Raw genomic sequence first — 25,948 nt, 5'->3', positions numbered from 1 at the left:
GGGGATGGGTGCGCGGCGGGACCACGCCCATCATCAGGGCGTCAACTCCAAACCGCCAGACCCCGACATGCACGTCTCGCTGCGCACCGGGGTCGCGCCTGCAGTAGCGGCGTCTCCACTTTCCAGAGTTTTCTCCTTCGACGAACCAACCAAGGTGTGTGCCATGCCAACCGCTTCCCCCGCCGCCGACCCATTGCCCGAGACTGTCCGCGTCTACCCGTGGCTCGTGGTGGCGCTGTTTCTCACTTGCTATGTGTTCTCGTACATCGACCGCCAGGTGCTGAGTCTTCTGGTGCAGCCCATCAAGCAGTCGATGGGGCTCAGTGACACGCAGATCGGGTTGCTGCAGGGCTTTGCCTTTGGCGTGTTCTATGCGCTGGCCGGCGTCCCCATTGCCTGGCTGATCGACAGCGGCAAGCGCACGCGGGTCGCCTGGATCTGTGTCGGCCTGTGGAGCCTGGCGACCATGGGATGCGGCGTGGTGCGCTCCTTTGTCGGCCTGCTGGCGATGCGTGCGTCCACCGCCATCGGCGAGGCTGGCCTGCCCACAGCAGCCATGTCGATCTTCAGCGACCTGTTCGAGCGCCGGAAGCTGGCGCGCGCCACCGGCTTTTTCGTGCTCGGACCCTTCATCGGCGGTGGGCTTGCATTGCTGCTGGGCGCGGCCGTGCTCAATCACTTCAAGGGCGTGGCACAGGTCGAGGTGCCGCTGCTGGGGGCGCTGGAGCCGTGGCGCATCGTATTCCTGGCCGTGGGTGCACCCGGGCTGGTGCTGGCGGCGGCGGTGGCGTTGTGGGTGCGCGAGCCGCGACGTCAGGCGGTCGTGCTGCCGTCGGGCAAGGCGGACGACGTCAACCGCGTGCTGGGCATCGGCGAGGCCGCTCGCGTGCTGGCCGCGGAGCATCCGTATTTCATCGTCTATACGCTCGCGCTCACGCTGGCCGTGTTTGTTTTCTTCTCGCTCGCCGCGTGGTTCCCGACGCAGTTGATTCGCCAGTTCGGCATTGCGCCGGCCGGCGTGGGCGCCATGCTGGGGCCGATCTTTCTGGTCTGCGGCGCGGTCGGAACGCTGACCGCGTCCACGGTGGCCACCGCCGGCGGGCCTGCCGATCCGCTGCGCCGCATCTACCTGGTGAGCGGCGTGTGCCTGGCGGGCTTGCTCGCGGGTGTGTTCACGTCGTTTGCCGCCACCGGGCTGGGCGCCACGCTGGCGGGCTACGGCGCGTCGATCTTCTTTCTCAGCGGCGTGATGTGCCTGGGCCCGATACCGGCGCAACTCGTGCTGCCCAACCGCATGCGCGCACAGGGCATGGCGCTGCAGGCGCTGGTGTTCAGCCTGCTGGCCGCGGGCGGCGCACCGCTGTTGGTAGGGGCCATTGCGGACGGTCTCCTCGGCTCCGCGTCGATGCCCGTGGGCCGGGCCATCGCGCTGGTCTCGCTGCCCGCGACCTTGGGCAGCCTGCTGCTGCTGTGGTGGTCCTTTCGCATGCTCTACCGCCGGCGCGACGCGCCGGTGGCGATGCAGGCCGGCTGATCCCTATTCCGTCTTCGATTTTCCCGAACACACGAGAACCCCATGGAACACACCGCCGAACACCCGACTGCGATGGCGCATCTGATTCGCATCGACCCGTGCATCTTCGATGCCGCCGCTGTCGATGCCGAGACCCGCGCCATGAACGAGCAGTTGCGCGTGGCCACGCTCGAACTGCCCGCACGCTGGGAAATTCCACTCGAAATGGAACGCACGATGCCTCCGGGCGGCGGCATCGTGCCGCCGATGCGCGCCACGCCCGCGTTGCGCGCTGAAGAGCGCCATATCGACGGCCCCAGCGGGCCGCTGATGCTGCGCGAAATCTTTCCGCCTGCAGGCGTGCCTGTGCGCGGCGTTTACCTGCACTTTCATGGTGGCGGCTTCTGCCTGGGCTCCGCGCGCGGGCAGGACGCAATGCTCGAGCGCATCGCGCGCGAGGCCGGCGTGGTGGCGGTCAGCGTCGACTACCGGCTCGCGCCCGAACACCCGCTGCCGGCCGCTGCAGCCGACGCCGAGGCCGCTGCCTGGTGGATGGTGCGAAACGCGCTGGCGACCTACGGCGCACAGCGCATCGTGCTGGGGGGAGAGTCGGCGGGCTCCGCGCTCAGCGTGTACTGCGCTCTGCGGCTGCGTGAGCGCCACGGTTACACCGCGCTCGCCGGGCTCAACCTGTCGCAGGGCGGCTACGACCTGTCGCTCACGCCGAGCATGCGGCAGGGCAGCGATGCGCTGATCCTCAACCTGCCGACCTTCAAGGTGCACCTCGGTCGCTTCCTGCAGGGCATTGCGGCGGACGACCCCGCGGTGTCCTCGCTGTACGCCGACCTGCGGCGGCTGCCGCGCGCGCTCTTCACCATCGGCACGGCCGACCCGCTGCTCGACGACAACCTGTTCATGGCCATGAAATGGGCCGCGGCGGGCAACCAGGGCGAACTGGCGGTGTACCCGGGCGGAATCCACGGCTTCACGTTCCTGCCGACCGCGCTGGCGCGCGAAGCGGCCGCACGCTCGGAGCGCTTCATTGCGGACTGCGTGACCGAGGCGAGCGCGTCATGAATGCCCAACGCGAACAACTGCACCGCGACGTCGACAGACAGATGCACCGCCACCTGTCCCGTGGAAGCTGGAGCGTGCGCGAGCAGATGGCCATCGGCTGCCGCTACCTTGCCCGCGAAGGCCACTGCGAGACGCTGGCCGGCCAGATCACCGTGCGGCTCGATGGAGATCGGCTCTCGACCACGCCACTGGGCAGCGCCTTCGACGAGCTCAGGCCGGCCGATGTGCTGGTCGTCGACCAAGAACTGAAGACGCTGGAGGGCGACGGCATGGCCAACCCCGCGACGCGCTTTCATCTGTGGGTGTACCGCGCGCGGCCCGATGTGCATTGCATCGTCCACACGCATCCGCCGGCGGCGTCGGCCCTGTCCATGATCGGGCAGCCGCTGATCGTCGCGCACATGGACCAGACCCCCTTTCACGACGACTGCGCCTTCCTCCCGCATTGGCCCGGGCTGCCGATTGCTGACGACGAGGGCGAGATGATTGCTGGAGCGCTGGGCAGCAAGCGCTCGATTCTGCTGGCTCACCACGGCCTGCTGACCACGGGCCGCGACGTGGCCGAAGCCATCTACCTTGCGGTCATGTTCGAGCAGGCCGCGCAGCGCCAGCTCATGGCCGCCGCCGCAGGCACCATCGTGCCGATCGATGCTGCGCTGGCGCGCGAGTCGCACGACTTCCTGTTGCAACCGAGCATCGTCGGTGCCAGCTTTGCGATGTACGCGCGGCGTCTGCTGCGCAGCGACGGTGATTTCCTGTCGACGGAGTTGGCGCCATGACGCGCACCTTGCTGGCCAATGCCACGCTGTTCGACGGCGAACGGCACCATGGCGACCGTCGCTTCGCCATCGGCATCGACGGTAGCCGCATCGCCTTCGTGCGCGAGGGGCTGCAATGCGAAGAGCCCGGCTACCGCAGCATCGACCTGGCGGGCAGGCTGGTACTGCCGGGCTTCATCGACGCGCACACGCACGCCACCGGCGCCAGCCTGGATGTGGCAGCGCTCGACGCGCAGCCGCCTTCTTACTTGGCCAGCCATGCGGCCCGTTTCCTCGGGCGCATGGTGCAGCAAGGCTTCACGACCATCCGCGATGCGGGTGGCGGCGACATGGGGCTGGTGCGCGCCATCGACGAGGGGCTGATCGACGGGCCGCGCTACCGGGTCGCGGGCAAGGGTCTGTCGCAGACCGGCGGCCATGGCGACCTGCGCGGGCAGCGCGAGTCCGAACCGTGCGCCTGCGCATTTTCGGGCGTGTTTTCTCGCGTGGTCGACGGGCCAGAGCAGGTGCGCGTGGCCGTGCGCGATCAGTTCCGCATGGGCGCGCACCAGGTCAAGATTTTTGTGTCGGGCGGCGTGCTGTCGCCCACCGACCCGATCTGGATGCTGCAGTTCAACGACGCGGAGGTCAGCGTCGCAGTCGAAGAGGCGGCGCGCTGGCGCTCCTACATCATGGCCCACGCGCACACCAAGGAAGCCATTCTGCGTTGCGCGCGCCTGGGTGTGCGCTCCATCGAGCATGCCACCATGCTCGACCGCGAGGCGGCCGACGTGGTGGCCGAGCACGGCACCTTCATCGTGCCCACCATCGGCGTGATCGACGCGATGCTGCGGCACGCGCAAAGCTTGCCGGCCGGTGCGCTGGCCAAGCTGGAGCCAGTGGTGGATGCGGCTTACCGTGCCATCGGGCACGCCGAGGCGGCGGGCTGCAACATCGGCTTCGGCAGCGACCTGCTGGGAGCGCTGCAAGGGGGTGAGGCAGGCGAGTTCGCCGCGCGCGGCGCGCTGGGCTCCACGCTGCAGGTGCTGCGCTCCGCAACGTCGGTCAATGCAAGACTCCTGGGCCTGCAGGACACCATCGGCCACGTGAAGGCGGGGCACGCGGCGGACCTGTTGGTGGCGGATGCCCGCGTGATGAACGACCTGTCGCGGTTCTCGAAGGACGACACGGTCGAACTCGTGTTGATCGCGGGAAAGCCGCGGCGAGACATCCGCGAGGTGCTTCGCGTCGCGCCCGAAGTGGCCAGCGGCGCTGTCCGGTCTACGGAGTGCTAGCACCATCGACCTCGGCGGATCGGCATATTGAACACCTGCATTTTCGTGTGGAGATTACCCAGGCCGAATTCGAGCGATTGCCCACTTCCTGCCCAAGCAAAGAGGCAATGTCAGATTGCTGAGTTTGGATGTGGCAATGATGTCCGCGATGGTCGTGCTCACATCGATGGCAGCGATGCGCTAGTGAAATCTGGCGCTGCCTGCTGATGTGCTTCGGGTGGCCACCAAGGCAAGACCAGCGGCGCCGACGTGGCGAGCACGTCGGCAGCCAGGGGGCTAAGCCGAAGCCGGCGCGAACGAGGCGCCGTACTTGCGACGCCCCCGGAGTAGCGCATGCCGAAGCGCCTCGATTGTTCCTGTTGTCGCATACATCATCGGATGGTTTGGATGGGCTAAAGTGCCTTTCATGCAAACCGCTCAGCTTCTACCTCACAGCGAAACATTGATCCGCCTGCTGCTCGCCGCCGCTCTTGGCAGTCTGGTTGGGCTTGAGCGCGAACGACTTCTGTGGGCGGCTGGCATACGCACCCACATGTTGGTGAGCGTGGGTGCATGCCTGTTCATGCTTGTATCGGCGTACGGGTTCTCGGATAGCCTGCGCGGCGAACACGTCGTGCTGGACCCGTCGCGCGCGGCTGCGCAAGTAGTGTCCGGGATTGGTTTCCTGGGTGCTGGCGCCATCCTTGCGCGAGGCGAGATCGTGCGCGGCCTGACGACCGCGGCCAGCATCTGGAGCGTGGCGGCCATCGGGCTCGCCGTTGGAGGCGGTCTGTTCTTTGCAGCGGCAGCATCCACCGTCATCATTCTCGTTATCCTGGCTGGCATTAAGCCGCTGGAAGAGGCCTACAGAGCCCGCAGCCAGAGCTGCCGCTTGAGCGTGCTGGCAGATCACGGCGCGGTCAGCCCAGAAACGTTGGAGAAAGCGGTGAAGATTCAGCCGGCGCGATTACGGCGGTTCCTTGTGACGGTCCAGCCTGGTGGAGCGACAGATGCCATCACTGTTCAACTGGTGCGCGTATCGTCGAACGACATTGACGGATTTGTAGAGCGACTTCAGGGCTTGGCTGGAGTGCGCGAAGTCAAAGTAATGTCCCGAGGTGGCGGCCACGGCATCGAGGTAAGTTGAACCCTGCCGTTTTCGAGTGATCTGCCGGCCGAATTTTTGTGGGGCTGCGAAACGCATGAGCCTCGAGAACGCTTATGGCCTTCAGCGCGTGGTGGTCGAACGAAGGAAACAGATGTATGTGGCGGCCGCCGGAAGCGATGCGGACCGCTCGCGGGTGACCGAGTCGGAATCAGATGCGATGCCTTCCACCGCCACGATCTGGCAGATGTCGCGAAACGCCGCTACGGCGGTGTCGATGTCGTCCGGACCGAAAGCCCAGCAGGTCCGCATCACGCGTCGGCCGATGTGGTTGTTCGTACCACAGCAAAAGCAGCAGGGCGCCCTTGGCCAAGTAGTCGTGTGCCGCGTCGGAAAGATCAGGCGTGGCGGTGCGGAAGGCGTCCGGCATGTCTTCGCCGAGCAACTCGACTGACACTCAACAGCGATGCCGCCGTTGTCGGCGACGCCGACGACCGTTGCGCATACGAAGACGTAAGCGGCAGCTGAAGGAACGCGGTGCACGGACCTTTCATGGACGTCGCTGATTGCGAGCCACTCGCGCAGAATCGCCCCCATGCGGCACAGCGAGATGACCGCGCCGGCCCGGTCCTTGGGGGCGCAAACAGCGACGGGCCGCGCGGCGTTCGGTATCTAGTTCTTGGTCTTGGCAATCTCTGTTGCCAAAGTCTCGAACTCTGGACGCACGCGCGCCACGAAGGCGTTCATGTCGTCCGTGTTGAGGTAGCGGATTGCAAGGCCGCGAGAGCCCATGAAGTCGATGAATGCCTTTTCCTTCATGCCTTTGGCAAATCCGTCCTGCAACTGCTTGACGGCCTGGTCGGGGGTGGCTGCGGGAACACCGATGCCTCGCCAAGTCCCGATGCTCAAGTCCACTCCCTTTTCCTTGAGCGTCGGCACATCCGGAAACTCCTTGGCGCGCTGGTCCGCCATGACCGCAAGAATGCGCATCTTGCCGCCCTGGACCTGGGGCGCCACTTCTGGAGGGCTTGCGACAAATGCCTCGATTTGTCCACCGAGCGTAGCTTGGATGGTTTCAGCAGCACCCTTGTACGGTACCTGCAGAAGATCGACGCCTGCCTTCTTGGCGAAGGCCGAGGCGGACATGTGCCAAATGTTGCCGAAGCCCGAGTTGCCCACGCTGATCTTGCCCGGGCTGGCTTTCGCCTCGGCAATGAATTGCTCGAGCGTTTTGAAGCGCGAGTCGGCCGAGACAACGATGCAGGCAGGATCTTCGTTCACCAGCATCACAGGCTTGAAATCCTTGGCCGTAAAGGCAACCTGCGAGAAGATTGGCAATGTGAATACGTCCGGTGAGTATGTGACCATCGTCAAACCGTTTGCCGGTTTGGAGAGGGTGTTCAGGAGGCCAATCGCGCCTCCTGCGCCGGGCATGTTGAGCACCACGATCGTGCGATTCAGGTACGGGCGCGAGGCCTCCGCGAGTGCGCGGAATGTCATGTCGGTGCCACCCCCTACCGCCACGGGCACGATGAAGTTCAGAACGCCCTCAGGCAAGCCTTGCGCATTGACGGTTGCAGTGGCAAGGCCTGTGACGAGCGTTGCAACGCTGATGCAAAGCGCGGCGCGGCGCGACAAGGGCCGGATGTGCCGGAAGCCGAAAGTGTTGGTCATGGATGTCTCCTGTTATGCGTCAGCGTTCTGCTCGACGCCGTTTCATGGGGCCGGCCTCTTGGGCGCCGGCCATGTGTCGTGAGCTCTCGCTCACGGATTCGATACGGCAGTTCCACTCAGCGCTGTGAGCATGATCTTGAACGCGACCATTCCGGGGTCGTCGAGGCCGATGGTCGCGTCGCCGAAGATTCGCGCCCGCCCGATCCGGCTGGGCTGACCGCGAAAGACGGCAAGGGCGCGGTCCACCCCATCCGTGGCGGCGGCGTGCAGGGCTTGCGGGTCGGTGTGGCCCTTGGTGGCGATCGATGCGGCCGCCAACGCGTCGAGTACGGTCTTATCGCCCAGATGGGCTTTGCCGCGTCGCGACATGGCTTCGGTGGCCGCATCCAACAGGCCAGACAGCGCGCTCCAGGGCACGGCAACCTCGCCCCGGAGTTGCTTGCCGGCCGCCATGAGGCCCGTTGCCAGGAGCGTTCCAAAGCTCGAGCTCGAAACCTTGGCCACCGACCCTGCCGCCTGTACAAACGCCAGGCCGAGGTCTTGCGGAAATGTGCTCTTGTCCTGATCCAGTTGGCGAAATGCCTTCAACAAGGTGATTCCCAAATCGCCGTCGCCGACCTTTGCATCCATGACGGTAAGCGTGTCGTGCGACAGCTCCAGCTCAGCGCGGATGTTCTGGATGGCACGCTGCACCAAGATGACGTTGAGTGTCACGTTCATACCTTCCAGAAGGCGCACGCAGCCGGCGCGGTCAGGTATCGCTCGAGCGCGTCGTCGAGCTCGAGGATGCTGAGCGAAACACCACTCATCTCCATCGAGGTGGCGTAGCGACCCACGAGCGGGTGTGCGATGTCGATGCCCGCCTGCGCGAGCCGGTGCGCGATGTGCGGATACATGATGAACAGCTCTTCCGTCGGGGTCGCGCCCAGGCTGTTGAGGAGAAGACCCACACGGGAGCCGGGCGCGAGTTCGAGATCCTCGAGGATCGGGTCGATCAAGGCATCTGCGATTTCGTTTGCTGAAAGCAAAGGACCACGTCGTACACCTGGCTCGCCATGGATGCCCATGCCGATTTCCATCTCGTTGTCGCCGATGACAAAAGTGGGCTTGCCGGCCTGGGGCACGGCGCACGGCGACAGCGCGACGCCCATCGTGCGCACGCGGTCTGCCACCTGTAGCGCTACTTCAGTCACACCGGCCAGATCCAATCCTGCCGCGGCGGCCGCGCCGGATATCTTGAATGCGAACACCATGCCTGCAACACCGCGTCGCTTTTCGCGCTCCGCAAGCGGTGCGCTTGCCACGTCGTCCGCGATGACCACCGTGGTGCTCTCGATGTCTTCCGCTTCGAGCAGCTCGCCGGCCATGTCGAAGTTCATGACGTCGCCGCCGTAGTTGCCGTAGAGGCGCAGGACGCCGGCGCCGCCGTACGCTGCACGCATGGCAATTGCCATTTCATCCGCGGATGGCGAAGCGAACACGTCGCCCACTGCGCAAGCATCGAGCAGACCCGGGCCAACGTAGCCGGTGAATACGGGCAGATGTCCGGAGCCACCACCCGACACGATGCCTACCTTGCCTGGCGTTGCACCGTCGGGCCGCATGACGACGTTCGCGCTCGCGTCTGACCGGCGGTAAAACTGCGGGTACGCGGCGCACAGACCGGTCAACGTGTCGCTCGCGTAGCTGAAGACGTCATTGAGGATCTTTTTCATGCGTGGCCTTCAGGCGCCCACCTTGTAGGGCGTGCTCTTGGCTGCCTTCAGCGCGGCCTCGATTCGCGCACCCTGCTCCTCTCCAACCTGTACGAAGGGGCTGCGGCATTTGCCGACGCGACGCCCCTGCGCGTTCACGGCGTACTTCATGCCGGCCGGCCAGTTGACGTAGCCGATTTCCTTGGAGACATTGGTGATGAGATTGTTGAGCTTCTGAGCGGTCTTGATGTCGCCCATCTGGACGGCCTTGAACAAGTCGATCGTGTGTTGAGGCAGCACCGCGGATGCGCCGGAGATCGAACCGACCGCCCCCATTGCAAGACCTGGGAACAGCAGCCAGTCGTGTGCCCAGGTGACGGCCACGCGGTCGCCGACCGTTTGCAGGATCTCACCGAGCGTCTCGAGCGACCCGCCCACGCTCTCTTTCGTGCCGATCAGACCGCACGCCGGGTCCGAGACCAGCGCGAGCGTGTATTCAGGCGTGATCGACTGGCGTGGCAGCACGTTGTAGGTGATCAGCGGCAGGCCCGTCTCACGGTGGATACGGCCATAGAAGTCTTTCAGGCCTTCAAGGGTGGGTACCTGATAGATCGGTGGAGTGACCATGAGCGCGCCAGCGCCGGCGTCGCGCGCAGCCTTCCCGCGCGCGACGGCCTCGCGCGCTGTGGTGGCGATGATGCCCGCCATCACGGGCAGCCGGCCGCCGACTTCGTCGACCACGGTTTTCACCATCTGACCTGTTTCCTCGGCCGTCAGCGCATGGCCTTCGCCGGTGCTCCCACCGATGACCAGACCTGTGATGTCGTGCGTCATCATGAATCGCACTTCGGCGCGCAAGGCGGGAAGGTCCAGTTCCTCGTCGTCCGTGAAGGGCGTGATGAGGGGAGGGAACATGCCATGGATGTCGGCTTTGGTCAGGAGTTTGGGCACAGCGTCTCTACTTTTTGAACATTGGTGATTGGAGGAGGTCCGTTAGAGCGGACAACCAAATTATCACCACTTATTAACCAATGTCAACCAATTTAGAATTGGTACTAATTTGGTCATTCTTGGCGCGGACATGCTCTCGGATCGGGAGTGGAACGTGTTACCTTTGCGCGTCGCCACTACTGTCGTCTTCCGAAGTGGATCAAATTTGGACAAGCAAGAGGTCAAAAGCGCCATGAATGGACCGGACCATGAGAACGAGCGTCAGCGCGCCCGTCGCATTCAGGATGAGATAGAAATGTTTTTCCGCTCGGCCATCGTCAACAAGTCGCTCAGCGCCGGCGATAGGCTGCCGGCCGAGCGCGAACTGGCGCAGACCTTCTCCGCCACCCGCGCCGTGGTCCGCGGCGCGCTGGATCGCCTCACGAACGAAGGACTGCTGCGGAGGCGCATCGGCAGCGGCACGTTTGTGAACGGTGCGGCCCCACAGCCGGAAGACCCATCGATCAAGACCGAGCAAGTCAGCCCGTCGGATGTGCTGGAGGCGCGGCGCGTACTCGAAGTCGGGTATCTGAATCTGGTGGTGGCGCGCGCCACGGAGACGGACTTCCAGAAGATGGAGGCTGAGTTGCACGCCATGGAAGAGGCTGGCGATCAGCAGAGCTTTCGCCAGGCGGGCTATCGATTCCACCTCCGTGTTGCGGAAAGTAGTCGAAATGCACTGGTGATTGCGATGCAGCGTCAGGTGATGACTGCACGCAGTGCGATTGGATGGTCCACCATCCCAAGCTTGAACGACACGCCCGAATTGCGCAAAGATCAGATCGAGCATCTGCGGGAAATCCTCACCGCTCTGCGCGAACGCGATGGACCCCGCGCGGCTCGTATCGCATCGGATGAGCTCTCCAAAATGATCGGACGGATTATTTCGCCTCGTTAGGTGTAGACCATCCGTTCCCGGCCTTGGTCGACTACCAGACGTCATTGCGCTGCAAAGAACGCATACCGCATGCTCCCAGGGCGAACATCCGCGAAGAAAGTTATCGCAGCCTTGCTCATTCAGTCGGTGTCCAACTGGTGCCTCAGATGCACGCGCACGATCGCTTGCTTCCCGACTTCCAAAAACGCAAGGTGCCGCCCCAAAAGGATTCGCTCAAATACAAGTGCGATTCTCGAAACACGGCAATGAAGGATTTCAGCTCTTATGGTTAGGCCTTGAAGCATCGTCTTGCCGCATCGACTCCGCTACCAATGTCGATGTGCAGCGCGATGACATTCGATGGAGTTTGCGAATAGCGAGGAGTGAGTGGCGGTCGCCTGGCATGTGTGGCAGACCTTCCAGAATCAAAGCGACCTGCCCTACACGATCGATGCCCGCTGAAAACAGGGGGAGCGCCCGCCCCGCCAAGCCAAGGCAGGGTGCCAAGTCTGCACTCGCCAATCCTCGAGGCATCAACCGCTCGACTTCAAGTAGCGTCCAGGCGTTTCGCCAAGCACCTTGCGAAACATGACCACAAAGTTGCTCGCATTCTCGTAACCCAGGCCATCGGCGACATCTTGCACCGTTGCTCCCTTGGCCATCCATTGCAGAGCGAGAAGGATATGAAGTTGCCTGCGCCAGCGTCCGAAACTCATGCCGGTCTCTCTTGAGACCAGGCGTGAGAGCGTGCGTGGGCTGACGTGCATTCGTTCTGCCCAGGAGTCGATGCTGCCGGGACTGGACGGATTCGCCATGATCCATTCAATAAGCTTGCCAAGCCGCTTGTCTGTAGACATTGGAAGATGAACTCGGCCGGGCTGCATCAAAGCCATTTCGTCGAGAAGGAGCGTCATCAGTCTCGATGCCATGCTTCCCTTTTCGTAGTGCATGGGCAATTCCGCTGAACGAATCACCAGCTCCCGGAGCAACGGCGTCGTCGACAAGGTACAGCAGTCGTGCGGCAACGCGTCGCCTGCAGCCGGGTCGATGTAGACCACGTAACACTCGACCGTGCCGGCCACGTCCATCCGATGTCGCACCCCGCCCGGCACCCAAATGCCGCTCCCTGGCGGTACAAGCCAAAAGCCGCCAGCCACTTCGCAAGTGAGAACGCCCCGCATCCATAGCAGGAACTGCCCCTTGCGATGCTGGTGAAAGTTCGTCTCGTCTGCGTTGCCGATCTGCAGCTCGGCGTCGCTCATTGCGGCCGTGTCCAGACCCGCCGCGCCCAAAGTAACCACCGCCCTCGGGACGAGGTCGGGGTCCTGCCAGTCGACGGACGATTCGCTGCTGAAGACAGGCATGGGACGGCGTTCCGAGTCGATGAAGGTGGCGTGGCAAGAATTCAATAGATCATGGCATGCCAGGTTCTTGTGGCCAAGACACGGTGGGCCTACCGTGTTGGCTGACATCGCAACCAGAAAAGCTGAAACATGGAACGAACGAGGAAGATCTTGATATGCGGCGGCGGGATCGCCGGCCCGGCGTGTGCCTGGTGGCTGAGCCGCTACGGCTTCTCGGTGGTAATCGCTGAAAAAGCCAGTGCGTTCAGGGACGGCGGGCAGAACGTCGACGTGAAGGGCGCGGGACAACAGGTCATCAAGCTCATGGGCTTGACGGCACAGATCGAGGCACGCAACACGCTGGAGTGCGGGCAGAAGTGGTTGGACGCTTCCGGCAAGGTGCTTGCCGCTTTCCCTAAGGGTGGCTTCGGCAGCCTGACCAGCGATTTCGAGATCCTCCGAGGCGATTTCGCACGTGTTCTGTTCGATGCGACCAGCAGCACCTGCGAATACCGTTTTGGCACCTCCGTCCTTGGCATCGAAGAGATTCGGGATGGTGTGCGCGCAACCTTCGTCGATGGCTCGACCGAGGAGTTCGGGTTGTTGATCTGTGCCGACGGATTGAGCTCGCCGACGAGAGGTCTGGCGCTCGCTCAGGAAACGCGCATGCGCTACCTCGGTGCCTACATGGCGTTCTTCAAGATTCCCCGGCGTCCAGAAGATGACTTGTGGGCTCACTCCGTCAACGGCATCGGCGGAACGATGATCAACCTCAGGCCCGGAGGACCGACGGAGACCACGGTCCTGATCACCTTCCTGGCCGATGAGCCTGAACCGCAAAGGCCTTCAACACTTTCTCCGCGGGACTTGCTTCGCGAAGCGCTGAAAGGACGAGGCACCGTGGCCGATCGGATCGTCAACGCGCTGGACGCGGTGCAGGACTTCTATTTCGGACCGATGAGCCAAGTGCAAGCTTCGACCTGGTCGAAAGGCCGACTGGTCTTGCTTGGCGATGCAGCGCATTGCCCGACGCCGTTCACAGGCAAGGGCACCGCCTTGGCGCTCGTGGGAGCCTATGTGCTGGCGGGGGAGATCAAGAAACGCTCGACCCACACCGAAGCCTTCCGGACTTATGAACGCATCCTCCGACCGTACGCCGAGCGCTCCCAGCAGGAGTTGAGCCCCCGACTCATTCGACTGATGCATGTGAAGACACGGTTCGGGATCGCCGTCGCTGGTACCCTGCAACGGTTCTTCGGCAGCGCTCCGATCCAAGCGTTGTTGAAGCCGAGCGCTGCGGCTCAGGCGCGCAAGATCGATGACGACTTTGCGCTCCCAGTCTATTGATGGACGCGCCGGATCGGCTGTCCCCGTCGCTGCTGGCCGAAGGTGCGCGGTTGTCCAGCGTCACGCGGTTGCGGCTGTAGCCGCCGAGCACGACCGCATTCCAGGCGTCGCCGACCCGGGCGTCGGCCCCGATCACCGCCGAGCAATGTGTTGCCGGTTAGAACCGGCCTTGCCCGTCGCCGGTGCGGTCGTGCACCCATCTCACCGCCTGCTGCTCGGCATGCCGGAGCGCCTCGGCTGCGCTTCCGTAGGGCTCGGTGTCGATCGGCAGCGCCATCTGCTCCAGGCCGCTCAGCCCGTGCTGGTAGAGAACGTGCGGCTGGTAAAGCGAACCTCCCGACGCGCTCGCACTGCAGACGAAATGGCAGCCGCGATAGGTAAAAGGCCGGTCCTCATACGATCCGACGGCCGATGGCAAAAACGAGTTGGGTTGCATGGCAGGTCTCCTGGCTTGCAATCTCGTTTCGGCCCTCGCGTCGCCATGACAGACAGGAGCGTATGAACGTGCGGGACGCGCGCCGCGGCACGCTGCGCAGCTCGACGCCCGGCGGCCATCTTCTGTGCCTGCGAGCTCAGGTGTCTGGTACCGCCTCTCAGCTCAGGCTGCCTTCGTGATCGACCCACACGCTGGGCTGCAGATGCAACGTCGCGTTTGCGGGATGCGTGGCAAGCCAATGGCTGGCGCAGTCCTCGCTCGTCGCGCTCCAGACGCCGGGTCGGCTTGCGACATGTGCCAGAAAGCGCTCGAATCCCGGCATGCGGTTGGACCAGGCCACATGCTGCGGATGCAGCGTCATCTCGAAATGCCGGCCGCGAGCGTACTGCGCGTCGAATTCACAACGCAGATTGCGCAGCAGCACATCCGGGTTCTCCAGCCCAGACCCGCGGCGTGGGTACAGCATGAAATACTGGTCATTGAAATGGTAGTAGCTCGGCAGCGTGAGCATCGTGCGACGGCGCTCGAAGTCCGACACCCAGTAGTGCGGAATGTCGTCGGCCAGCCCGTTGCCGAAGTAGCGGTATCCGGCGTCGATGAGCAGGTCGATGAGCGCCGAGCTCGCCGTGCCGACGGCGAACGCATCGTTGACCCGTGGCGTGCCGAACCAGCCGGCCGGCTGCCTGCCCGTGATCTCACTGACCATGTCGGTGGCCCATGCGATGCGGCGCACCTTCTCCTCGCGGGAGAGTCGCGTCATGTCCTCGTGCTTGAGTCCGTTGACCGCGATCTCGTGGCCCGCATCCTGCAGCGCGCGCACGCGCTGCGGATACGTCGCCGCCATCATGGCCGGCACCGCGAACGTGGCGCGCAGCGCATGCTTTGCGAGCATGCTCAGCACGACGTCCAGGCCTTCGCCCATCGTGAAGACGGCTTCGGGACTGCGCAGGTTCCTCGGCAGCAGACCGTCGGGAGAATCGGCCAGCCCGAGATCGACCACGATGCGCATGCAGCATCGGTGGCCGTCGGGCCAGCGCACCTCCTCGTCGCGCATGCCGACCTCGTCGCTGATTGTGTAACCTTGTTTCCAGGGCATGGGATGCTTTCTTGAGTCAGGTGCGCAGCTTGCGCGGGGGGAACTGGTCCAGGCAATGGCGCGCGACGGTCTCGCAGGTCGGGAACCACACGCCGTCGAGCTTCTTCATGCGGGCGATGAGTTCGTCGAGCATCGCGATGCGCATCGCTCGGCCCGACACGTAGGGGTGCAGGCAGATGTTCAGGTAGCCGCCGCGCTCGTACTGGCACATGAACGCGTCCCACCACATCTCCAGCACGCGCTGCGGGTCCGACAGGTGCTGCGCGTCGGGTGCGCTGCCGATCCAGCCGAAGGTGAAGAACTGCGCATCGTCGATCGCGAAGTGGAAGGGCAACTCGACCATCGCATGCTCGCCTTGCGCATCGGCCGTGTAGTGAGGCATGAGGCTCGCGGAGCCGTGGCTGTTGTAGACATGGCCGGCCTGGCGCAGCACGGCGTGCGGGTAGAAGCTGCGGGTGCCGCGCGGCCGGTGTCCCGTGAACCGGGACAGCGCCTGCGCCGTCTTCTCGACATGGTCGACCTGGAACCGGTGCTCTGCCGGCGTCTGGTGTTCCCACATGTGGTCGGCCAGTTCGTGGCCGCTGGCCACCATCGCGCGCAGGCTCTCGGGGTAGAGCTCGCAGATTCGCCCCGGCACGAAGAAGGTCGCCTTCACGTCGTGCTTGTCGAACAGCTGCACCAGGCGCAATGCCCCGACCCGGCCGCCGAACTCGCCCTTCGCCAGCTGCAGGGCGGGTTCGTCGAACACCCGCCGCAGCAGCATCGCGTCGTAGTCGGCCGTGAAGTTGACGGCCACGCGCACGCCCTCGGGCCACCGGAAGTCGTCAATGAATTCGTAGCGGCCCGATTCGATGCTTGCGGCCTGCTGCAGGGCCGACAGCTCGGCCTGCATGGACTCCTGGGTCGAGTCCGGCTGTTCGGCATGCTGATCCTTGCGTCTCAGAGAAGTGAAATCGACTGTCATCAGAATGTTCCTTTGGGATCACGCCACGTTCGCGGCGTGCAGGTTGTCGGTCATCCACTGGGCGTGGTCGGCCAGGCGGTAGTCGTCGTGCGGCTGTCCCAGGACCTGGACGCCGACAGGCAGCCCGGCCACGCTCATCAGCGGCAGCGCGACGGCAGGCGCGAGCAGCAGCGACGTCGGCAGGTTGAAGACGGGATTGCCGGTCGCGACATAGATCGGCGCGCCGGGCTCGGGCTTCGCGGCGTCGAGCGCAGGCGCCGGACCTGGGGATGTCGGGCTGATCAAGGCGTCGGCCAGCGGTGCAAGGCGCGCGAAGCACGCCTGTGCGGTACGCCGCTGAGCGAGCGCATGGCGGTAGTCGTCGAGTGTGAGCGTGCGGGCCTTCTCGAGTGACGAAAACGTGCTGGCGGCGAGCGTCGCCGGCCCGCGTGCGAGGTTTTCGTTGTACCAGCGACTTTCGTAGGCGAGGATCACGCCCGTGAACTCGCTCGCCTTCTCGAGGCTCTCCTCGAACGCGTCGATGTAGGGATGGTCGCCGCGGCGTTGCACGCTCACGCCGTGCGCGCGCAGCTGCGCCACGATGTCGTCGAAGGCGCGCCGGGTCCGGTCGTCGGTGACTCTCCAGCCCGTGCACTCCATCACGATCAGCCGCGTCGGCCGGGTGCCGAGTGGTGCGGCTGCAGGGCCGAACAGTCCGGCGTGGCCCGGGTCTCCGCCCACCCGCCGGGCGATCTCGTGCATGACGCTCCACATGTCGCGCAGGCTGCCGGCGTGCACGCCCAGGCAGGCCTGGCTGGAGTTCTGACGCTCGCCACGGTTCAGTGCGCCGAACGTCGGTTTGGCCGCGAAGTTGGCGCAGTACCCGGCCGGCCGGATGATCGAGCCGCCGACCTGTGTGCCGATGGCCGCCGGCAGCATGCATGCCCCGATGGCCGCGGCCGAGCCGCTCGACGAGCCGCCGGGCGTGCGTGTCGCATCGAAGGGGTTGCGTGTCTTGCTGGGTTCGCCTCCGCCGAGCTCCGTTGTCACCAGCTTGCCGAGCAGGATGGCGCCTGCCGCGCGCAACGCCTGCGCACTGGCCGAATCCACGCCTGTCGACGCTCCTTCGTTGTTCCGGATGCCCTCGCCGGTGGGCAGGTCTCGCGTCTGGATCAGGTCCTTGATGCCGATGGGCATGCCGTCGATCGGCGAGAGCGGTTTGCCCGCCTTGTAGCGCAGCGACGCCGCCTTGGCCTCGTTGCGTGCGTCATCGACCCGCATGGCCTGCCATGCCTGTACCGAGGGCTCGCGCCTGTCGATCGTGGCGAGGCAGCGCTCGAGGTAGGCCGTCGGCGAGTCGGTGCCGTCGAGGAAGGCGGGGACGGCGTCGTGGAAGGTCAGGTGTTTGAATGAAGCGGGATCGTAGGGCTGCACGGTGGCGCCTCCTGGATGGGGGATGAAAAGTGGGTAGGGGACAGGCCGTCAGTGACCGAGGAAGGCGCGCTGCACGAAGGGGTTGTCCAGCAGCTCGCGCCCCGTGCCCTCCAGGACCGTCGCGCCCTTTTCCAGCACATAGCCGCGGTGCGAAATCCGCAACGCCTGCCGGAGGTTCTGCTCGACCAGCAGCACGCCGAGTCCGCGCAGATGCAGCCGCTGGATCAGCGCGAACATCTCCTGCACGGCCGACGGCATCAGGCCGAGCGAAGGTTCATCGAGGATCAGCAGCTTCGGCTGTGCCATGAGGCCCCGTGCGATGGCCAGCATCTGCTGTTCGCCGCCGCTCATGAGGCCCGCCAACTGGTTCCTCCGCTGCGCCAGGCGGGGGAATGTCTCCCACATCTCGTCGAGCAGCCCCGCGATGCGGGCCTTGTCGGGCTGCATGCAGGCGCCCATGCGCAGGTTGTCGAGCACGCTCATCTGGGGGAAGACCAGGCGCCCCTCGGGCACCAGGGTCACCCCCTGGCGCACCACTGCGTGGCTGGGCGCGCCGTTCAGCGTGCGCGCCGCGAACCGGATCGTGCCGGTGCGGGGTTTCAGCACACCGGCAATCATCTTGACCGTGGTCGTCTTGCCCGCGCCATTGGCGCCCAGCAACGCGACCACCTCGCCCGGGCCGACGCGCAGCGACACGTCGCGCACGGCCCAGGAGCCGTCGTAGGCATAGGCGATGCTGTCGACCACGAGCGATGCGTCGCTGGTCTGTGCATTCGAAAGGGTGTTCATGCCGTCAGCTCCTCGTCGCTGCCCAGATAGGCTTCGATCACGCGCGGGTCGTTCGCAATGCGCTCGGGTGGCCCCTCGGCGATCTTGCGTCCGGCCTCCAGCACCACGATGTGGTCGGACACCGCCATGACCGACGGCATGTCGTGCTCGACCAGCAGCACGGTCACACCTTCGGTTCGAATCGTGCGCAGCACGTCGATGAGCTCTGCCGTCTCGGTCGGGTTCAATCCCGCGCACGGTTCGTCCGCCAGCAGCAGGCTGGCGCGCGTGGCAATGGCACGGCCGATCTCCAGTCGACGCAGCTGTCCCACGGTCAGCTCGCCGGCTCGGCGCCCTGCGACGGGATCGAGCCCGCTCAGGCGCAGCGCATGGTGCGTGACCTGTTCGACGTCCCGCGCGCCGCTGCGCCCGAACAGCGCGCCGACGCGGACGTTCTCCAGCACCGACAGCTCGCGGAACGGCCGCGCGATCTGGAACGCGCGGGCCATGCCGAGTGCCGCGATGCGATGCGTGGGCAACCCGTCGATGCGCTTGCCCATGAATCGCACCTCGCCCCGGTCGGGCGGGAAGTAGCCGGTGAGCAGGTTGAACAGCGTCGACTTGCCCGCGCCGTTGGGGCCGATGATGCTGGTGATGCTGTGCGCGGCAACGTCGAAGTGGACGTCGTCGGTCGCCACCAGTCCACGAAAGCGCTTCACCAGCCCCTGGACGCTGAGGATCGGTGGCGCGCTCAAGATGCGGCCCCCTTGCGCAGCCGGCGGCGCAGCAGCCCGAGCAGCCCATCGGGTGCCAGCAGCACGAGCGACACCAGCACCAACCCCGTGACGAACAGCTGCACATCCGGGTAGTCGCTCAGGAACACGTACACCAGCAGGGTGAGAAGCACCGCGCCCACGATCGGTCCGAGCAGCGTGCCGATGCCGCCGAGCATGGCGAAGACCACGATGTTGAGGCTGAGTTCATCGCGATACAGCGAGGCCGCCGTCACGAAGCCCAGCGAATGCGCATAGGCCGCGCCGAGCAGTCCCGTGAGCACCGCACTGAGCACGAACACCGACGCCTTGTAGCGCTCCGTGGGCACGCCCAGCATGCGCGCCGTGTCTTCGTCTTCGCGGATGCTCAGCAGACCGTAGCCGAAGCGGCTGTGGCGCACGCGCCACGACAGGAACAGGATGAGCGCGACGGCGGCGATGAAGAGCTCGTAGAAGAACACGTTGGCATCCACACCGGCAGGCACGATCGTTGCGAACATCAATCCGGCCGCGCCGCCGAGGGCGTCGATGTTCGTCGTGAGCTCGGAGGCCACGTGCGACAGGGCCAGCATGGCAATCGCGAAGTACGAGCCGCGCAGCCGCAGCACGGGGTAGGCGAGCAGGGCCGCACTGAAGGCGCACCACGCCACGGCCGCACCGCCGCCGATGGCGAAGCGCGTCAGCGGACCCGCATCGGGAAAACGCGCTTCCGCCAGGCCGGCGGCAAAGCCACCCATGCCGACGAACGCCGCATGTCCGAAGCTGCGGTAGCCCGCCAGCCCGCCCATGAGGTTCCAGGCGAGCGCCAGTCCTGCGAAGAAGAACATCAACTGGCCGATGCGCAGCGAGAACGCCGACATCAGCCCCGCACTCGCCGCTGCGAGCAGCAGCGCGGCGGCGCAAGCCAGCGGCACGAGGCGCGACGCGCGGGACGCGCCGTCCACCGCTTCAGCGCGAGGCTTTGAATGAATGACCGAGGATGCCATGGGGACGCAGCACGAGCGTGCCGACCAGTACGAGGAACATGACGGCGTTGGCATACGCGGGCCCGACAAACTGTCCGGCCATCGTGTAGATCACGCCAAGAAGAAGGCCGCCAACGAGCGCGCCCGAGGGACCTGCGACACCGCCGAGCGTGACGACCATGAACGCGTTGAGCGTCCATGTCGCGTCCGACGACGGCGTGAATGGCAGGATCAGCCCGATCACCACGCCGGCTGCGCCGGCGAAGGCCGATGCGATGGCGAAGGCCAGCGCGTAGATGTGGCGCACGTCGACGCCGCACAGCTGCGCCGCCAGCCCTTGCTGGGCGGTCGCCCGGATCATGCGGCCCGCCGTGGTCCGCTGCAGCAGGATCGACAGGCAGCCCAGCAGCAGCAGGCTCACCCCCAGCGCGCCGAGTCGCACGAGATCGAAACGCAATTCGCCCCACTGCGCCGACGCGAAAGACCAGGCCGGCGTGAGCGCACGCACGTCGGGCGAATAGATCCAGGTGAGCACGTTCTGCGCCATCATCGCCACGCCCAGTGTCAACAGCATGGAACCCATGCCCGTGGGATCGAGCACGCGCTGTACGAGCATTCGCTGGAGCGCATAACCGATGGCCGCCATCACGAGCATCACCAGCGGCAGTGCCAGCAGCGGGTCGATGTGCAGCGCCTGCGTCAGCGAGAAGGCGACATAGGCTCCCACGATGGCCAGCATGCCGTGGCTGAGGTTGAGCACATGCAGCACGCCGAAGACCAGCGAGAAGCCCGCGGCAGACAGCGCGAACACGCCGCCCAGCATCAGTCCGTCGACCAGCGTTTGGAGGAAGATCGGCATCGTGCGGTCCACGCTCAGGCCGTCTTGCTCTGCCAGTCGGGCAGCGGGTGGATCACCGGCGCCACGCGCACGCTGTCGGGATAGATCAACGCGACCCGCCCGGACTGCACCTGGCCCACCTTGAGGCTCAGCGGATCGCCATCACCGTCGGGCGTGAAGCGCACCCGCCCGTACAGCGTCTCGAAGTCGGTGGTCGCGAGCGCCTTGCGGATCGCAGGCACGTCGCCGGTGGAGCGGGCCTGCTGCATTGCCAGCACATAAGTCACCACGCAGGCCGCCGCCGCTGCGCTGTGGTAACTGACGGGACGGTTGATCTTCGCGCGGTACCAGTCTGCGAAGCCCTTGGCGTCACCGAAGAAGCGGTCCTTGAACGGCGCGTCCTCGACCCAGGGTACCGCGAAGGTGAGGCCCTCGGCGTACTTGCCCATCACCTTGCGGAAGTTCTCCGCCTGGGGCCCCAGGTTGTGGAAGATCGTCTTCACGTTGGTGCCCGTGGCCACCATCTGCCGCGTGAGTAGCAGGGCTTCGTTGTCGTGCAGGGTGGTCACCAGCACGTCAGGGGTCTTGCTGCGCATGGCGGTCAGCACGCTGGAGAAATCGTTCGGCTTCTCGGGCAGCACGAATCTGTCGATCGCGCGCAGGCCCTGCTGTTCGCAGGAAGCGATGGCGCCGGCCATCTGCGACTTGCCGTAGCCGTCGTTGGTCGAGACGAAGGACACGGTCGCGGGCTTGGGGTTCAGGCTCGTGAAAAAGCGCGCCATGGTGTCGAACTGCCGGGTCGAGCGCGGATACAGGCCGAAGATGTTCCTGAAGCCCTGCGTGAAGATCTGGTCGGCGCCGCCGCCCGCCTGCACCATGAGCCTGCCGGCGCGCTCCACGAGCGCGGTCGTGGGCAGCAGGATGTTGCTTCCGAACGAGCCCAGGAACAGGTTCGTGCCGTTGTCTATCTCCTTCTGGAGGATGGACACGGCACGCGCCGGATCGCTGGCGTCATCGCTCAGCCGCAGCTTGATCTGGTATTTCTCGCCATCGATCTCCGCGCCACCGAGCTTCTCGTTGATGAAGCTCGCCGCGGCGATGTAGCCGCTGTGCACGTTGAGACCTGTCTCGGCTGCTGCGCCGGTCAGCGGAAGCGAGCCCGCCAGCACGAGCTCCTTGCTGCCCTGGGACCAGGCCGGCAATGTCTTGCCCAGTGCCGCCAGGCCAGCCACCCCACCCATCATCAATTCACGTCTGCGCATAACTGCCACTCCAATCATTGAGTCGATCAACGGAAAATCGCATGAGCAAATTCTGTTTCGCGGCGATGAATTCGCTGCATCCGAAATGCGACGGTTGTCCGGTGGTGCATCAGACAAATCCGGCGCTCGCGGTCGCATGGCGCAACGTCATCGAGAACTCGAAGCGACCCGGCGGATGCACCGTGTCGGTCATCTCGGCCACCGCGTCGTCCGCCAGCAGATACCAGCGTCGGATCCGCAGCAGCGGCTCGCCGGCGCCGCATTGCAGCAATCTGCATTGCGCCCGGTCCGGCATGGTGGCGCTGAAGGACTGGCGCACCTTGCTCACCATGCGGCCCGTCAGGCGCTGCGTCTCCAGGAAGACCGGCATGCGGCTCGCCTGCGCGGCGTTCAGGCACGCGCGATGGCGTGCGGGCAGCCAGATCGAGCTCAGCGCCATCGGCGCGCGATGGCCTGCCGCCGTGCGCAAGGTCTGCGCATGGCACCAGCGCTGGCCGGGCGTCACGCCGATCTCGCGCGCCAGCGTCGCGTCGAGCGCGAGTTCTTCGATGCCGATCAGCTTCTCGGAGGTCTCGCGCGCATAGCGCACCAGTTCGCCGATGGTCTCGAGTGTCTGTGCGTACTCGGGCGTCGGCTGCTGGCGCAGCACGATCGTGCCCAGGCCCTGCACGCTGCGGATCAATCCCTTCGCCGCGAGATCCGACAGGGCGTGGCGGGCGGTCTGCCGGCTGACGCCGTAGGTTTCGACGAGTCTGGCCTCGGTCGGCAGGCAGGTGCCCGGTGGCCAGATGCCTTCCTGGATGCCACATGCGAGCGCTGCCGCAATCCGCTGGCGCTTGGTGCGCGGCGCCTCGTCGGTGTCGTGCATGGCGGCCACCGCATCAGGGCATACCGATGACGGCGCCGGGACGCCCGCCGATCGCAAGCGCCACGAGGATCACCAGTTCGTCTGGCATCGGCGCATCGGGCACGTGCGCCTCGATCGAGTCCAGTGCCGCGAAGTCCCATTCATCGTCCGCCTTGTGCAGCGGTATGTCGATGCGTGCGCCCGGTTCCGCGCGCCTGACGGTCGACGGGATGATGGCCTTGCCCTGTCCGATCAAGGCACGAAGGGGCTTGCCCATGCGTGGATGGAGCACCGCGGCGGCATGCTCGGTCGAGCCTGCCGCGCCGACGATCGCCGCCTTGCCATAGGCGAGCGGCATTCCCGCGTGCCAGTCCAGCGCCGCAAGCAACTGCTGCGTGAGCAGATGGCCCAGTTCGGCGCCCGCTTCGACAGCCGGCACCAGATCGTTGCCGGGCAGGCAGGGGTTGGATATCACGGCCGCGGCGAAACCGCGGCGCACCAGGTGGTCGGGCGAGGTGCCGCTCGCAGTTCGGGTCGTCTCCACGTAGAGTGCCGTCTTGCGCATCGGCGTGATCCAGGCGCTCTCGGTGGCGCGCGGTGCTGGCGTCGGGCACGCCCGTTCCCCATTGGCGACGGTCATCGAGGAAAAGGCATGGGAAATCGCAGCTGCTGACCGGGCCGTGCGCCGGGTGCGTCAGGCGTGACCTGGGCGACCGCCAGGTCAAGGGAGGCGCTGGCCGGACGGGGCAGGGCGATGCACGCGGCAGTGGGCAGAGGGTCGGCGCGTGTCGGCAATCGTGCGAGCATAGGGAGCCCTTTCGAAGCGGGTGAAGGTGGACTTCGATGCTAGGGAGGCACCCGGTGCAGGGGAATGATGAAGTTGCAGTTTCAGAAATGCAGAAAATGAAAGGCGGCGTATGGCAGGCAACTTGCCGTCGATGGACTTGGACCTGAAGCAGCTTCGCTACTTCGTGCAGGTGGCCGAGCTGGGCAGTTTCGCCAAGGCGTCGGACGTGCTCGACGTTGCGCAGCCGACCTTGAGCCGCCAGGTGCGTGCGCTCGAGCTCGCACTGAAGGCCAGCCTCTTGCACCGCAACGGTCGCGGCGTCGAATTGACAGTCATCGGCGCGCGGTTCCTGGAGCACGCCTACAGCGTCCTCGACGCGGCGAACGCGGCGGTCAGGACCCTTCAAGGGCAGGACCGCCGCTTCACGGGACACGTGGCCTGCGGACTGACACCGAGCATCGGCCGCAAGCTGATCGCGGAGTACGTGCGGCGGTTCAGGCGCGAGCTGCCCGATGCGACGCTCACCATCTCCAATCAGCTGTCGCTCGCGCTGAGTGATCAGCTGCGTGCCGCTCGGCTCGACTTCATCGTCGCGCACGATCCCATACCCTCGATGGACCAGGAGATCACGGTCTTGCGCCAGCAGCCGCTGTACCTCGTCGGCGCCGCCGCGGTCGGGGCGGACCCGGCCGTCGTGACCATGGCGGAAGTCTGGCGCACGCCCTTGCTGTTGCCGTCGCGGCCCTATGCCGTGCGCCGCGCGGTCGAGCGCGAGGCCGTGCGTTCAGGCGTCACGCTGGACATCCGCACCGAAGTCGATGTGCTGGACGCCATCTTCGAACTGGCTGCCGAGGGTCTGGGTCATACCGTGGCCACCGGTCTCGCGGTGACGGGCATCAACCATCGCATGGGTTTGTCGGTGCAGCGGATCGTGTCGCCGGGGATCCAGATCCAGCTGGCGCTGGCAACGTCGCCCGAGCAGAACCGCACACCACTGCAATCGCGGGCAGCGGAACTGGCGAAGGCGCTGTTCCGTAGCGATGACGGCCGCGAAGGCCTGCCGGAGCACTGAAGGCCGAGTTCGTCGATAGGCTGGCGCAAGAGCAGCGTGACCTATCTTGCACGCTCTCCCTGCTGAAGCTGCACGTGCATCGAATACTTGAAGAGCTCGCAGGGATGCAGTGACCGGGCCACTTCGATCACCTTGGCGTCGTTGCCGATATAGCGACGCGTGATCTGCATGCCAGGGGATCGAAGCGGCACCTGCAGATGGGTCGCCTCCAGATCGGTCATCGCGGCGATACAGGTGATTTCCTGCTGGATCTCCGTGATGGTCTGCCCGAAGCGCTCGGCGATCTGCGCAAAGATGGGTTGCCGGGCAAGGGGCTCGTTCAATACCGCGCCGAAAGCGAGAGGCACATGGATCTCGGAGTAGGCCACGACGGAATTGCCAGCCGATTCCTTGCGCACCGTGCGCAGGCGCCACCAGTGTTCCCTGGGTTTGCAGCCGAACTGCGCCGCCGTGGCCGCGTCGATGGCTACTTCCTCCTTCTCGCCGACGACACGGACACGCGTGCTGGTCGCGTACTGGAGCAGATCTTCGGCCGAACTGAACCCATGGCTGTAGCGGGACGCCAGCTGTGCTTCCCGGACGTGGCTCCCGACGCCTTTCTGGCTGGACACCAGTCCCAGCTCATTCAGCGAGCGCAATGCCGCACGCACCGTGTGGCGGCTCACGCCAAACCGCTGGCTGAGCTCCGGCTCGGACGGCAGCAGATCGCCGGTCTTGTACCGGCCTGTCTCGATTTCGCTGGTCAACGCAGCGGCGATCAGTCCATGTTTGGTTTGGGGAATCAACGGTTTTTCCATTCAGAGGCTCCGCATCCAGTGCGGTTCGACGCCTGAATGCTAAGCGCTTGGCCCACCACGGTCCGCCGTCGACCCTTTCGGTGAACCCCCTCTGTACTTTCATGGTTTCGCCTGTTATCTTGTATGCCTGTGCAGACAGGCTGCCTCTGAAGGCGGTCTGTGCGCTGCCCGGCAACGGCCAACGTCCGCCGGACAGGTCCACGTTGATAAAGAGACATTTCCATTGATGACCGACGAATCGATTCACATCGCGCAGGATGGCTATCGCCCTCCGACGT

The 25,948-nt window shown here is 65.3% G+C and carries 27 protein-coding genes; 10 read left to right on the top strand and 17 right to left on the bottom strand.

Annotated features, from left to right (window positions below; genetic code table 11):
- The first annotated feature begins 163 nt into the window (after window positions 1–163).
- The 6 genes from AC07PZ_RS02420 to AC07PZ_RS02395 all read left to right on the top strand — a co-directional run bounded on the left by AC07PZ_RS02420 (window position 164) and on the right by AC07PZ_RS02395 (window position 6,181).
- A complete protein-coding gene (locus tag AC07PZ_RS02420; protein ID WP_495293408.1) occupies window positions 164–1,534 on the top strand; it encodes an MFS transporter in 1,371 nt (456 codons plus the stop codon).
- A gap of 42 nt (window positions 1,535–1,576) precedes the next feature.
- Window positions 1,577–2,590 (top strand): alpha/beta hydrolase, encoded by a 1,014-nt coding sequence (locus tag AC07PZ_RS02415; RefSeq protein ID WP_495293407.1) that lies wholly within the window; start codon window positions 1,577–1,579, stop codon window positions 2,588–2,590.
- Entirely contained in the window at window positions 2,587–3,369 is a 783-nt protein-coding gene (locus AC07PZ_RS02410) for an aldolase (RefSeq protein WP_495293406.1), read from the top strand. The genes AC07PZ_RS02415 and AC07PZ_RS02410 overlap by 4 nt, the downstream gene beginning before the upstream one ends.
- Window positions 3,366–4,643, top strand: a complete 1,278-nt coding sequence (locus AC07PZ_RS02405) for a metal-dependent hydrolase family protein (protein ID WP_495293405.1) — start codon at window positions 3,366–3,368, stop codon at window positions 4,641–4,643. The genes AC07PZ_RS02410 and AC07PZ_RS02405 overlap by 4 nt, the downstream gene beginning before the upstream one ends.
- A gap of 406 nt (window positions 4,644–5,049) precedes the next feature.
- The gene (locus AC07PZ_RS02400; RefSeq protein ID WP_495293404.1) at window positions 5,050–5,769 is read left to right on the top strand and encodes an MgtC/SapB family protein; all 720 of its coding nucleotides are present in this window, start codon (window positions 5,050–5,052) and stop codon (window positions 5,767–5,769) included.
- Between the two features lie 55 nt (window positions 5,770–5,824).
- Window positions 5,825–6,181 (top strand): hypothetical protein, encoded by a 357-nt coding sequence (locus AC07PZ_RS02395; RefSeq protein WP_495293403.1) that lies wholly within the window; start codon window positions 5,825–5,827, stop codon window positions 6,179–6,181.
- A 218-nt stretch (window positions 6,182–6,399) separates the two neighbouring features.
- Here the strand turns inward: AC07PZ_RS02395 and AC07PZ_RS02390 are convergent, their stop codons facing one another.
- From AC07PZ_RS02390 to AC07PZ_RS02375, 4 genes are all read right to left on the bottom strand, one after another.
- Window positions 6,400–7,401, bottom strand: coding sequence for a tripartite tricarboxylate transporter substrate binding protein (locus AC07PZ_RS02390; RefSeq protein ID WP_495293402.1), 1,002 nt, complete (start codon window positions 7,399–7,401; stop codon window positions 6,400–6,402).
- Between the two features lie 90 nt (window positions 7,402–7,491).
- Window positions 7,492–8,115, bottom strand: a complete 624-nt coding sequence (locus AC07PZ_RS02385; protein WP_495293401.1) for a dihydroxyacetone kinase subunit L — start codon at window positions 8,113–8,115, stop codon at window positions 7,492–7,494.
- Between the two features lie 2 nt (window positions 8,116–8,117).
- Window positions 8,118–9,116: a dihydroxyacetone kinase subunit DhaK gene (locus AC07PZ_RS02380; RefSeq protein WP_495293400.1), complete on the bottom strand. Its 999-nt coding sequence runs from the start codon at window positions 9,114–9,116 to the stop codon at window positions 8,118–8,120.
- Between the two features lie 9 nt (window positions 9,117–9,125).
- Window positions 9,126–10,010: a dihydrodipicolinate synthase family protein gene (locus tag AC07PZ_RS02375; protein ID WP_495293941.1), complete on the bottom strand. Its 885-nt coding sequence runs from the start codon at window positions 10,008–10,010 to the stop codon at window positions 9,126–9,128.
- Window positions 10,011–10,251: 241 nt separating this feature from the next.
- On the opposite strand from AC07PZ_RS02375, the gene AC07PZ_RS02370 reads away from it, so the two are divergent.
- Window positions 10,252–10,983 carry a FadR/GntR family transcriptional regulator gene (locus AC07PZ_RS02370; protein WP_495293399.1) on the top strand — a complete coding sequence of 244 codons (732 nt, stop codon included), beginning with the start codon at window positions 10,252–10,254 and terminating at the stop codon, window positions 10,981–10,983.
- 512 nt (window positions 10,984–11,495) lie between these two features.
- Here AC07PZ_RS02370 and AC07PZ_RS02365 read toward each other — a convergent pair.
- The gene (locus AC07PZ_RS02365; protein ID WP_495293398.1) at window positions 11,496–12,326 is read right to left on the bottom strand and encodes an AraC family transcriptional regulator; all 831 of its coding nucleotides are present in this window, start codon (window positions 12,324–12,326) and stop codon (window positions 11,496–11,498) included.
- 129 nt (window positions 12,327–12,455) lie between these two features.
- Here AC07PZ_RS02365 and AC07PZ_RS02360 point away from each other — a divergent pair, with 129 nt between their 5' ends.
- A complete protein-coding gene (locus AC07PZ_RS02360; RefSeq protein WP_495293397.1) occupies window positions 12,456–13,652 on the top strand; it encodes an FAD-dependent monooxygenase in 1,197 nt (398 codons plus the stop codon).
- Between the two features lie 157 nt (window positions 13,653–13,809).
- Here the strand turns inward: AC07PZ_RS02360 and AC07PZ_RS02355 are convergent, their stop codons facing one another.
- The 11 genes from AC07PZ_RS02355 to AC07PZ_RS02305 all read right to left on the bottom strand — a co-directional run bounded on the left by AC07PZ_RS02355 (window position 13,810) and on the right by AC07PZ_RS02305 (window position 23,579).
- Window positions 13,810–14,088 (bottom strand): hypothetical protein, encoded by a 279-nt coding sequence (locus tag AC07PZ_RS02355; RefSeq protein WP_495293396.1) that lies wholly within the window; start codon window positions 14,086–14,088, stop codon window positions 13,810–13,812.
- A 157-nt stretch (window positions 14,089–14,245) separates the two neighbouring features.
- Entirely contained in the window at window positions 14,246–15,184 is a 939-nt protein-coding gene (locus tag AC07PZ_RS02350; protein ID WP_495293395.1) for a polysaccharide deacetylase family protein, read from the bottom strand.
- Between the two features lie 16 nt (window positions 15,185–15,200).
- On the bottom strand, window positions 15,201–16,148 hold the full coding sequence (locus AC07PZ_RS02345) for a polysaccharide deacetylase family protein (protein WP_495293394.1): 948 nt from the start codon (window positions 16,146–16,148) through the stop codon (window positions 15,201–15,203).
- A gap of 18 nt (window positions 16,149–16,166) precedes the next feature.
- The gene (locus tag AC07PZ_RS02340; protein WP_495293393.1) at window positions 16,167–17,561 is read right to left on the bottom strand and encodes an amidase; all 1,395 of its coding nucleotides are present in this window, start codon (window positions 17,559–17,561) and stop codon (window positions 16,167–16,169) included.
- A 48-nt stretch (window positions 17,562–17,609) separates the two neighbouring features.
- The gene (locus tag AC07PZ_RS02335) at window positions 17,610–18,350 is read right to left on the bottom strand and encodes an ABC transporter ATP-binding protein (protein WP_495293392.1); all 741 of its coding nucleotides are present in this window, start codon (window positions 18,348–18,350) and stop codon (window positions 17,610–17,612) included.
- Window positions 18,347–19,084, bottom strand: a complete 738-nt coding sequence (locus AC07PZ_RS02330; protein ID WP_495293391.1) for an ABC transporter ATP-binding protein — start codon at window positions 19,082–19,084, stop codon at window positions 18,347–18,349. Before AC07PZ_RS02330 ends, AC07PZ_RS02335 begins: the two co-directional genes overlap by 4 nt.
- Window positions 19,081–20,046: a branched-chain amino acid ABC transporter permease gene (locus AC07PZ_RS02325; protein WP_495293390.1), complete on the bottom strand. Its 966-nt coding sequence runs from the start codon at window positions 20,044–20,046 to the stop codon at window positions 19,081–19,083. The genes AC07PZ_RS02330 and AC07PZ_RS02325 overlap by 4 nt, the downstream gene beginning before the upstream one ends.
- Window positions 20,047–20,050: 4 nt before the next feature.
- The gene (locus AC07PZ_RS02320; protein WP_495293389.1) at window positions 20,051–20,926 is read right to left on the bottom strand and encodes a branched-chain amino acid ABC transporter permease; all 876 of its coding nucleotides are present in this window, start codon (window positions 20,924–20,926) and stop codon (window positions 20,051–20,053) included.
- Window positions 20,927–20,940: 14 nt separating this feature from the next.
- Window positions 20,941–22,167, bottom strand: coding sequence for an amino acid ABC transporter substrate-binding protein (locus AC07PZ_RS02315; protein WP_495293388.1), 1,227 nt, complete (start codon window positions 22,165–22,167; stop codon window positions 20,941–20,943).
- Window positions 22,168–22,276: 109 nt separating this feature from the next.
- A complete protein-coding gene (locus AC07PZ_RS02310) occupies window positions 22,277–23,035 on the bottom strand; it encodes a GntR family transcriptional regulator (RefSeq protein WP_495293387.1) in 759 nt (252 codons plus the stop codon).
- 13 nt (window positions 23,036–23,048) lie between these two features.
- On the bottom strand, window positions 23,049–23,579 hold the full coding sequence (locus AC07PZ_RS02305) for an amino acid synthesis family protein (protein WP_495293386.1): 531 nt from the start codon (window positions 23,577–23,579) through the stop codon (window positions 23,049–23,051).
- Between AC07PZ_RS02305 and AC07PZ_RS02300 the strand changes: the two genes are divergently transcribed.
- Window positions 23,572–23,718 (top strand): hypothetical protein, encoded by a 147-nt coding sequence (locus tag AC07PZ_RS02300; RefSeq protein ID WP_495293385.1) that lies wholly within the window; start codon window positions 23,572–23,574, stop codon window positions 23,716–23,718. The two genes, AC07PZ_RS02305 and AC07PZ_RS02300, sit on opposite strands and share 8 nt — an antisense overlap.
- Before the next feature lie 240 nt (window positions 23,719–23,958).
- On the top strand, window positions 23,959–24,873 hold the full coding sequence (locus AC07PZ_RS02295) for a LysR family transcriptional regulator (protein ID WP_495293384.1): 915 nt from the start codon (window positions 23,959–23,961) through the stop codon (window positions 24,871–24,873).
- A gap of 41 nt (window positions 24,874–24,914) precedes the next feature.
- On the opposite strand, the gene AC07PZ_RS02290 is transcribed toward AC07PZ_RS02295, so the two are convergent.
- Window positions 24,915–25,670: a GntR family transcriptional regulator gene (locus AC07PZ_RS02290; protein WP_495293383.1), complete on the bottom strand. Its 756-nt coding sequence runs from the start codon at window positions 25,668–25,670 to the stop codon at window positions 24,915–24,917.
- Between the last annotated feature and the right edge of the window lie 278 nt (window positions 25,671–25,948).

The organism is Variovorax sp. GW821-FHT10B04 (assembly GCF_059415645.1).
Note: the sequence above shows the minus strand (reverse complement) of the source record. Positions and strands in the feature narration are given on the sequence as shown.

Excerpts from the sequence above, each read along its gene's own strand:
- AC07PZ_RS02365 (WP_495293398.1), bottom strand. The coding sequence starts at position 12,326 with ATGCCTGTCTTCAGCAGCGAATCGTCCGTCGACTGGCAGGACCCCGAC.
- AC07PZ_RS02395 (WP_495293403.1), top strand. The coding sequence starts at position 5,825 with ATGAGCCTCGAGAACGCTTATGGCCTTCAGCGCGTGGTGGTCGAACGA.
- AC07PZ_RS02410 (WP_495293406.1), top strand. The coding sequence starts at position 2,587 with ATGAATGCCCAACGCGAACAACTGCACCGCGACGTCGACAGACAGATG.
- AC07PZ_RS02375 (WP_495293941.1), bottom strand. The coding sequence starts at position 10,010 with ATGTTCCCTCCCCTCATCACGCCCTTCACGGACGACGAGGAACTGGAC.
- AC07PZ_RS02350 (WP_495293395.1), bottom strand. The coding sequence starts at position 15,184 with ATGCCCTGGAAACAAGGTTACACAATCAGCGACGAGGTCGGCATGCGC.
- AC07PZ_RS02380 (WP_495293400.1), bottom strand. The coding sequence starts at position 9,116 with ATGAAAAAGATCCTCAATGACGTCTTCAGCTACGCGAGCGACACGTTG.
- AC07PZ_RS02345 (WP_495293394.1), bottom strand. The coding sequence starts at position 16,148 with ATGACAGTCGATTTCACTTCTCTGAGACGCAAGGATCAGCATGCCGAA.
- AC07PZ_RS02400 (WP_495293404.1), top strand. The coding sequence starts at position 5,050 with ATGCAAACCGCTCAGCTTCTACCTCACAGCGAAACATTGATCCGCCTG.
- AC07PZ_RS02290 (WP_495293383.1), bottom strand. The coding sequence starts at position 25,670 with ATGGAAAAACCGTTGATTCCCCAAACCAAACATGGACTGATCGCCGCT.
- AC07PZ_RS02305 (WP_495293386.1), bottom strand. The coding sequence starts at position 23,579 with ATGCGCAAGACGGCACTCTACGTGGAGACGACCCGAACTGCGAGCGGC.
- AC07PZ_RS02405 (WP_495293405.1), top strand. The coding sequence starts at position 3,366 with ATGACGCGCACCTTGCTGGCCAATGCCACGCTGTTCGACGGCGAACGG.
- AC07PZ_RS02320 (WP_495293389.1), bottom strand. The coding sequence starts at position 20,926 with ATGCCGATCTTCCTCCAAACGCTGGTCGACGGACTGATGCTGGGCGGC.
- AC07PZ_RS02360 (WP_495293397.1), top strand. The coding sequence starts at position 12,456 with ATGGAACGAACGAGGAAGATCTTGATATGCGGCGGCGGGATCGCCGGC.
- AC07PZ_RS02390 (WP_495293402.1), bottom strand. The coding sequence starts at position 7,401 with ATGACCAACACTTTCGGCTTCCGGCACATCCGGCCCTTGTCGCGCCGC.
- AC07PZ_RS02415 (WP_495293407.1), top strand. The coding sequence starts at position 1,577 with ATGGAACACACCGCCGAACACCCGACTGCGATGGCGCATCTGATTCGC.
- AC07PZ_RS02310 (WP_495293387.1), bottom strand. The coding sequence starts at position 23,035 with ATGCACGACACCGACGAGGCGCCGCGCACCAAGCGCCAGCGGATTGCG.
- AC07PZ_RS02335 (WP_495293392.1), bottom strand. The coding sequence starts at position 18,350 with ATGAACACCCTTTCGAATGCACAGACCAGCGACGCATCGCTCGTGGTC.
- AC07PZ_RS02315 (WP_495293388.1), bottom strand. The coding sequence starts at position 22,167 with ATGCGCAGACGTGAATTGATGATGGGTGGGGTGGCTGGCCTGGCGGCA.
- AC07PZ_RS02355 (WP_495293396.1), bottom strand. The coding sequence starts at position 14,088 with ATGCAACCCAACTCGTTTTTGCCATCGGCCGTCGGATCGTATGAGGAC.
- AC07PZ_RS02420 (WP_495293408.1), top strand. The coding sequence starts at position 164 with ATGCCAACCGCTTCCCCCGCCGCCGACCCATTGCCCGAGACTGTCCGC.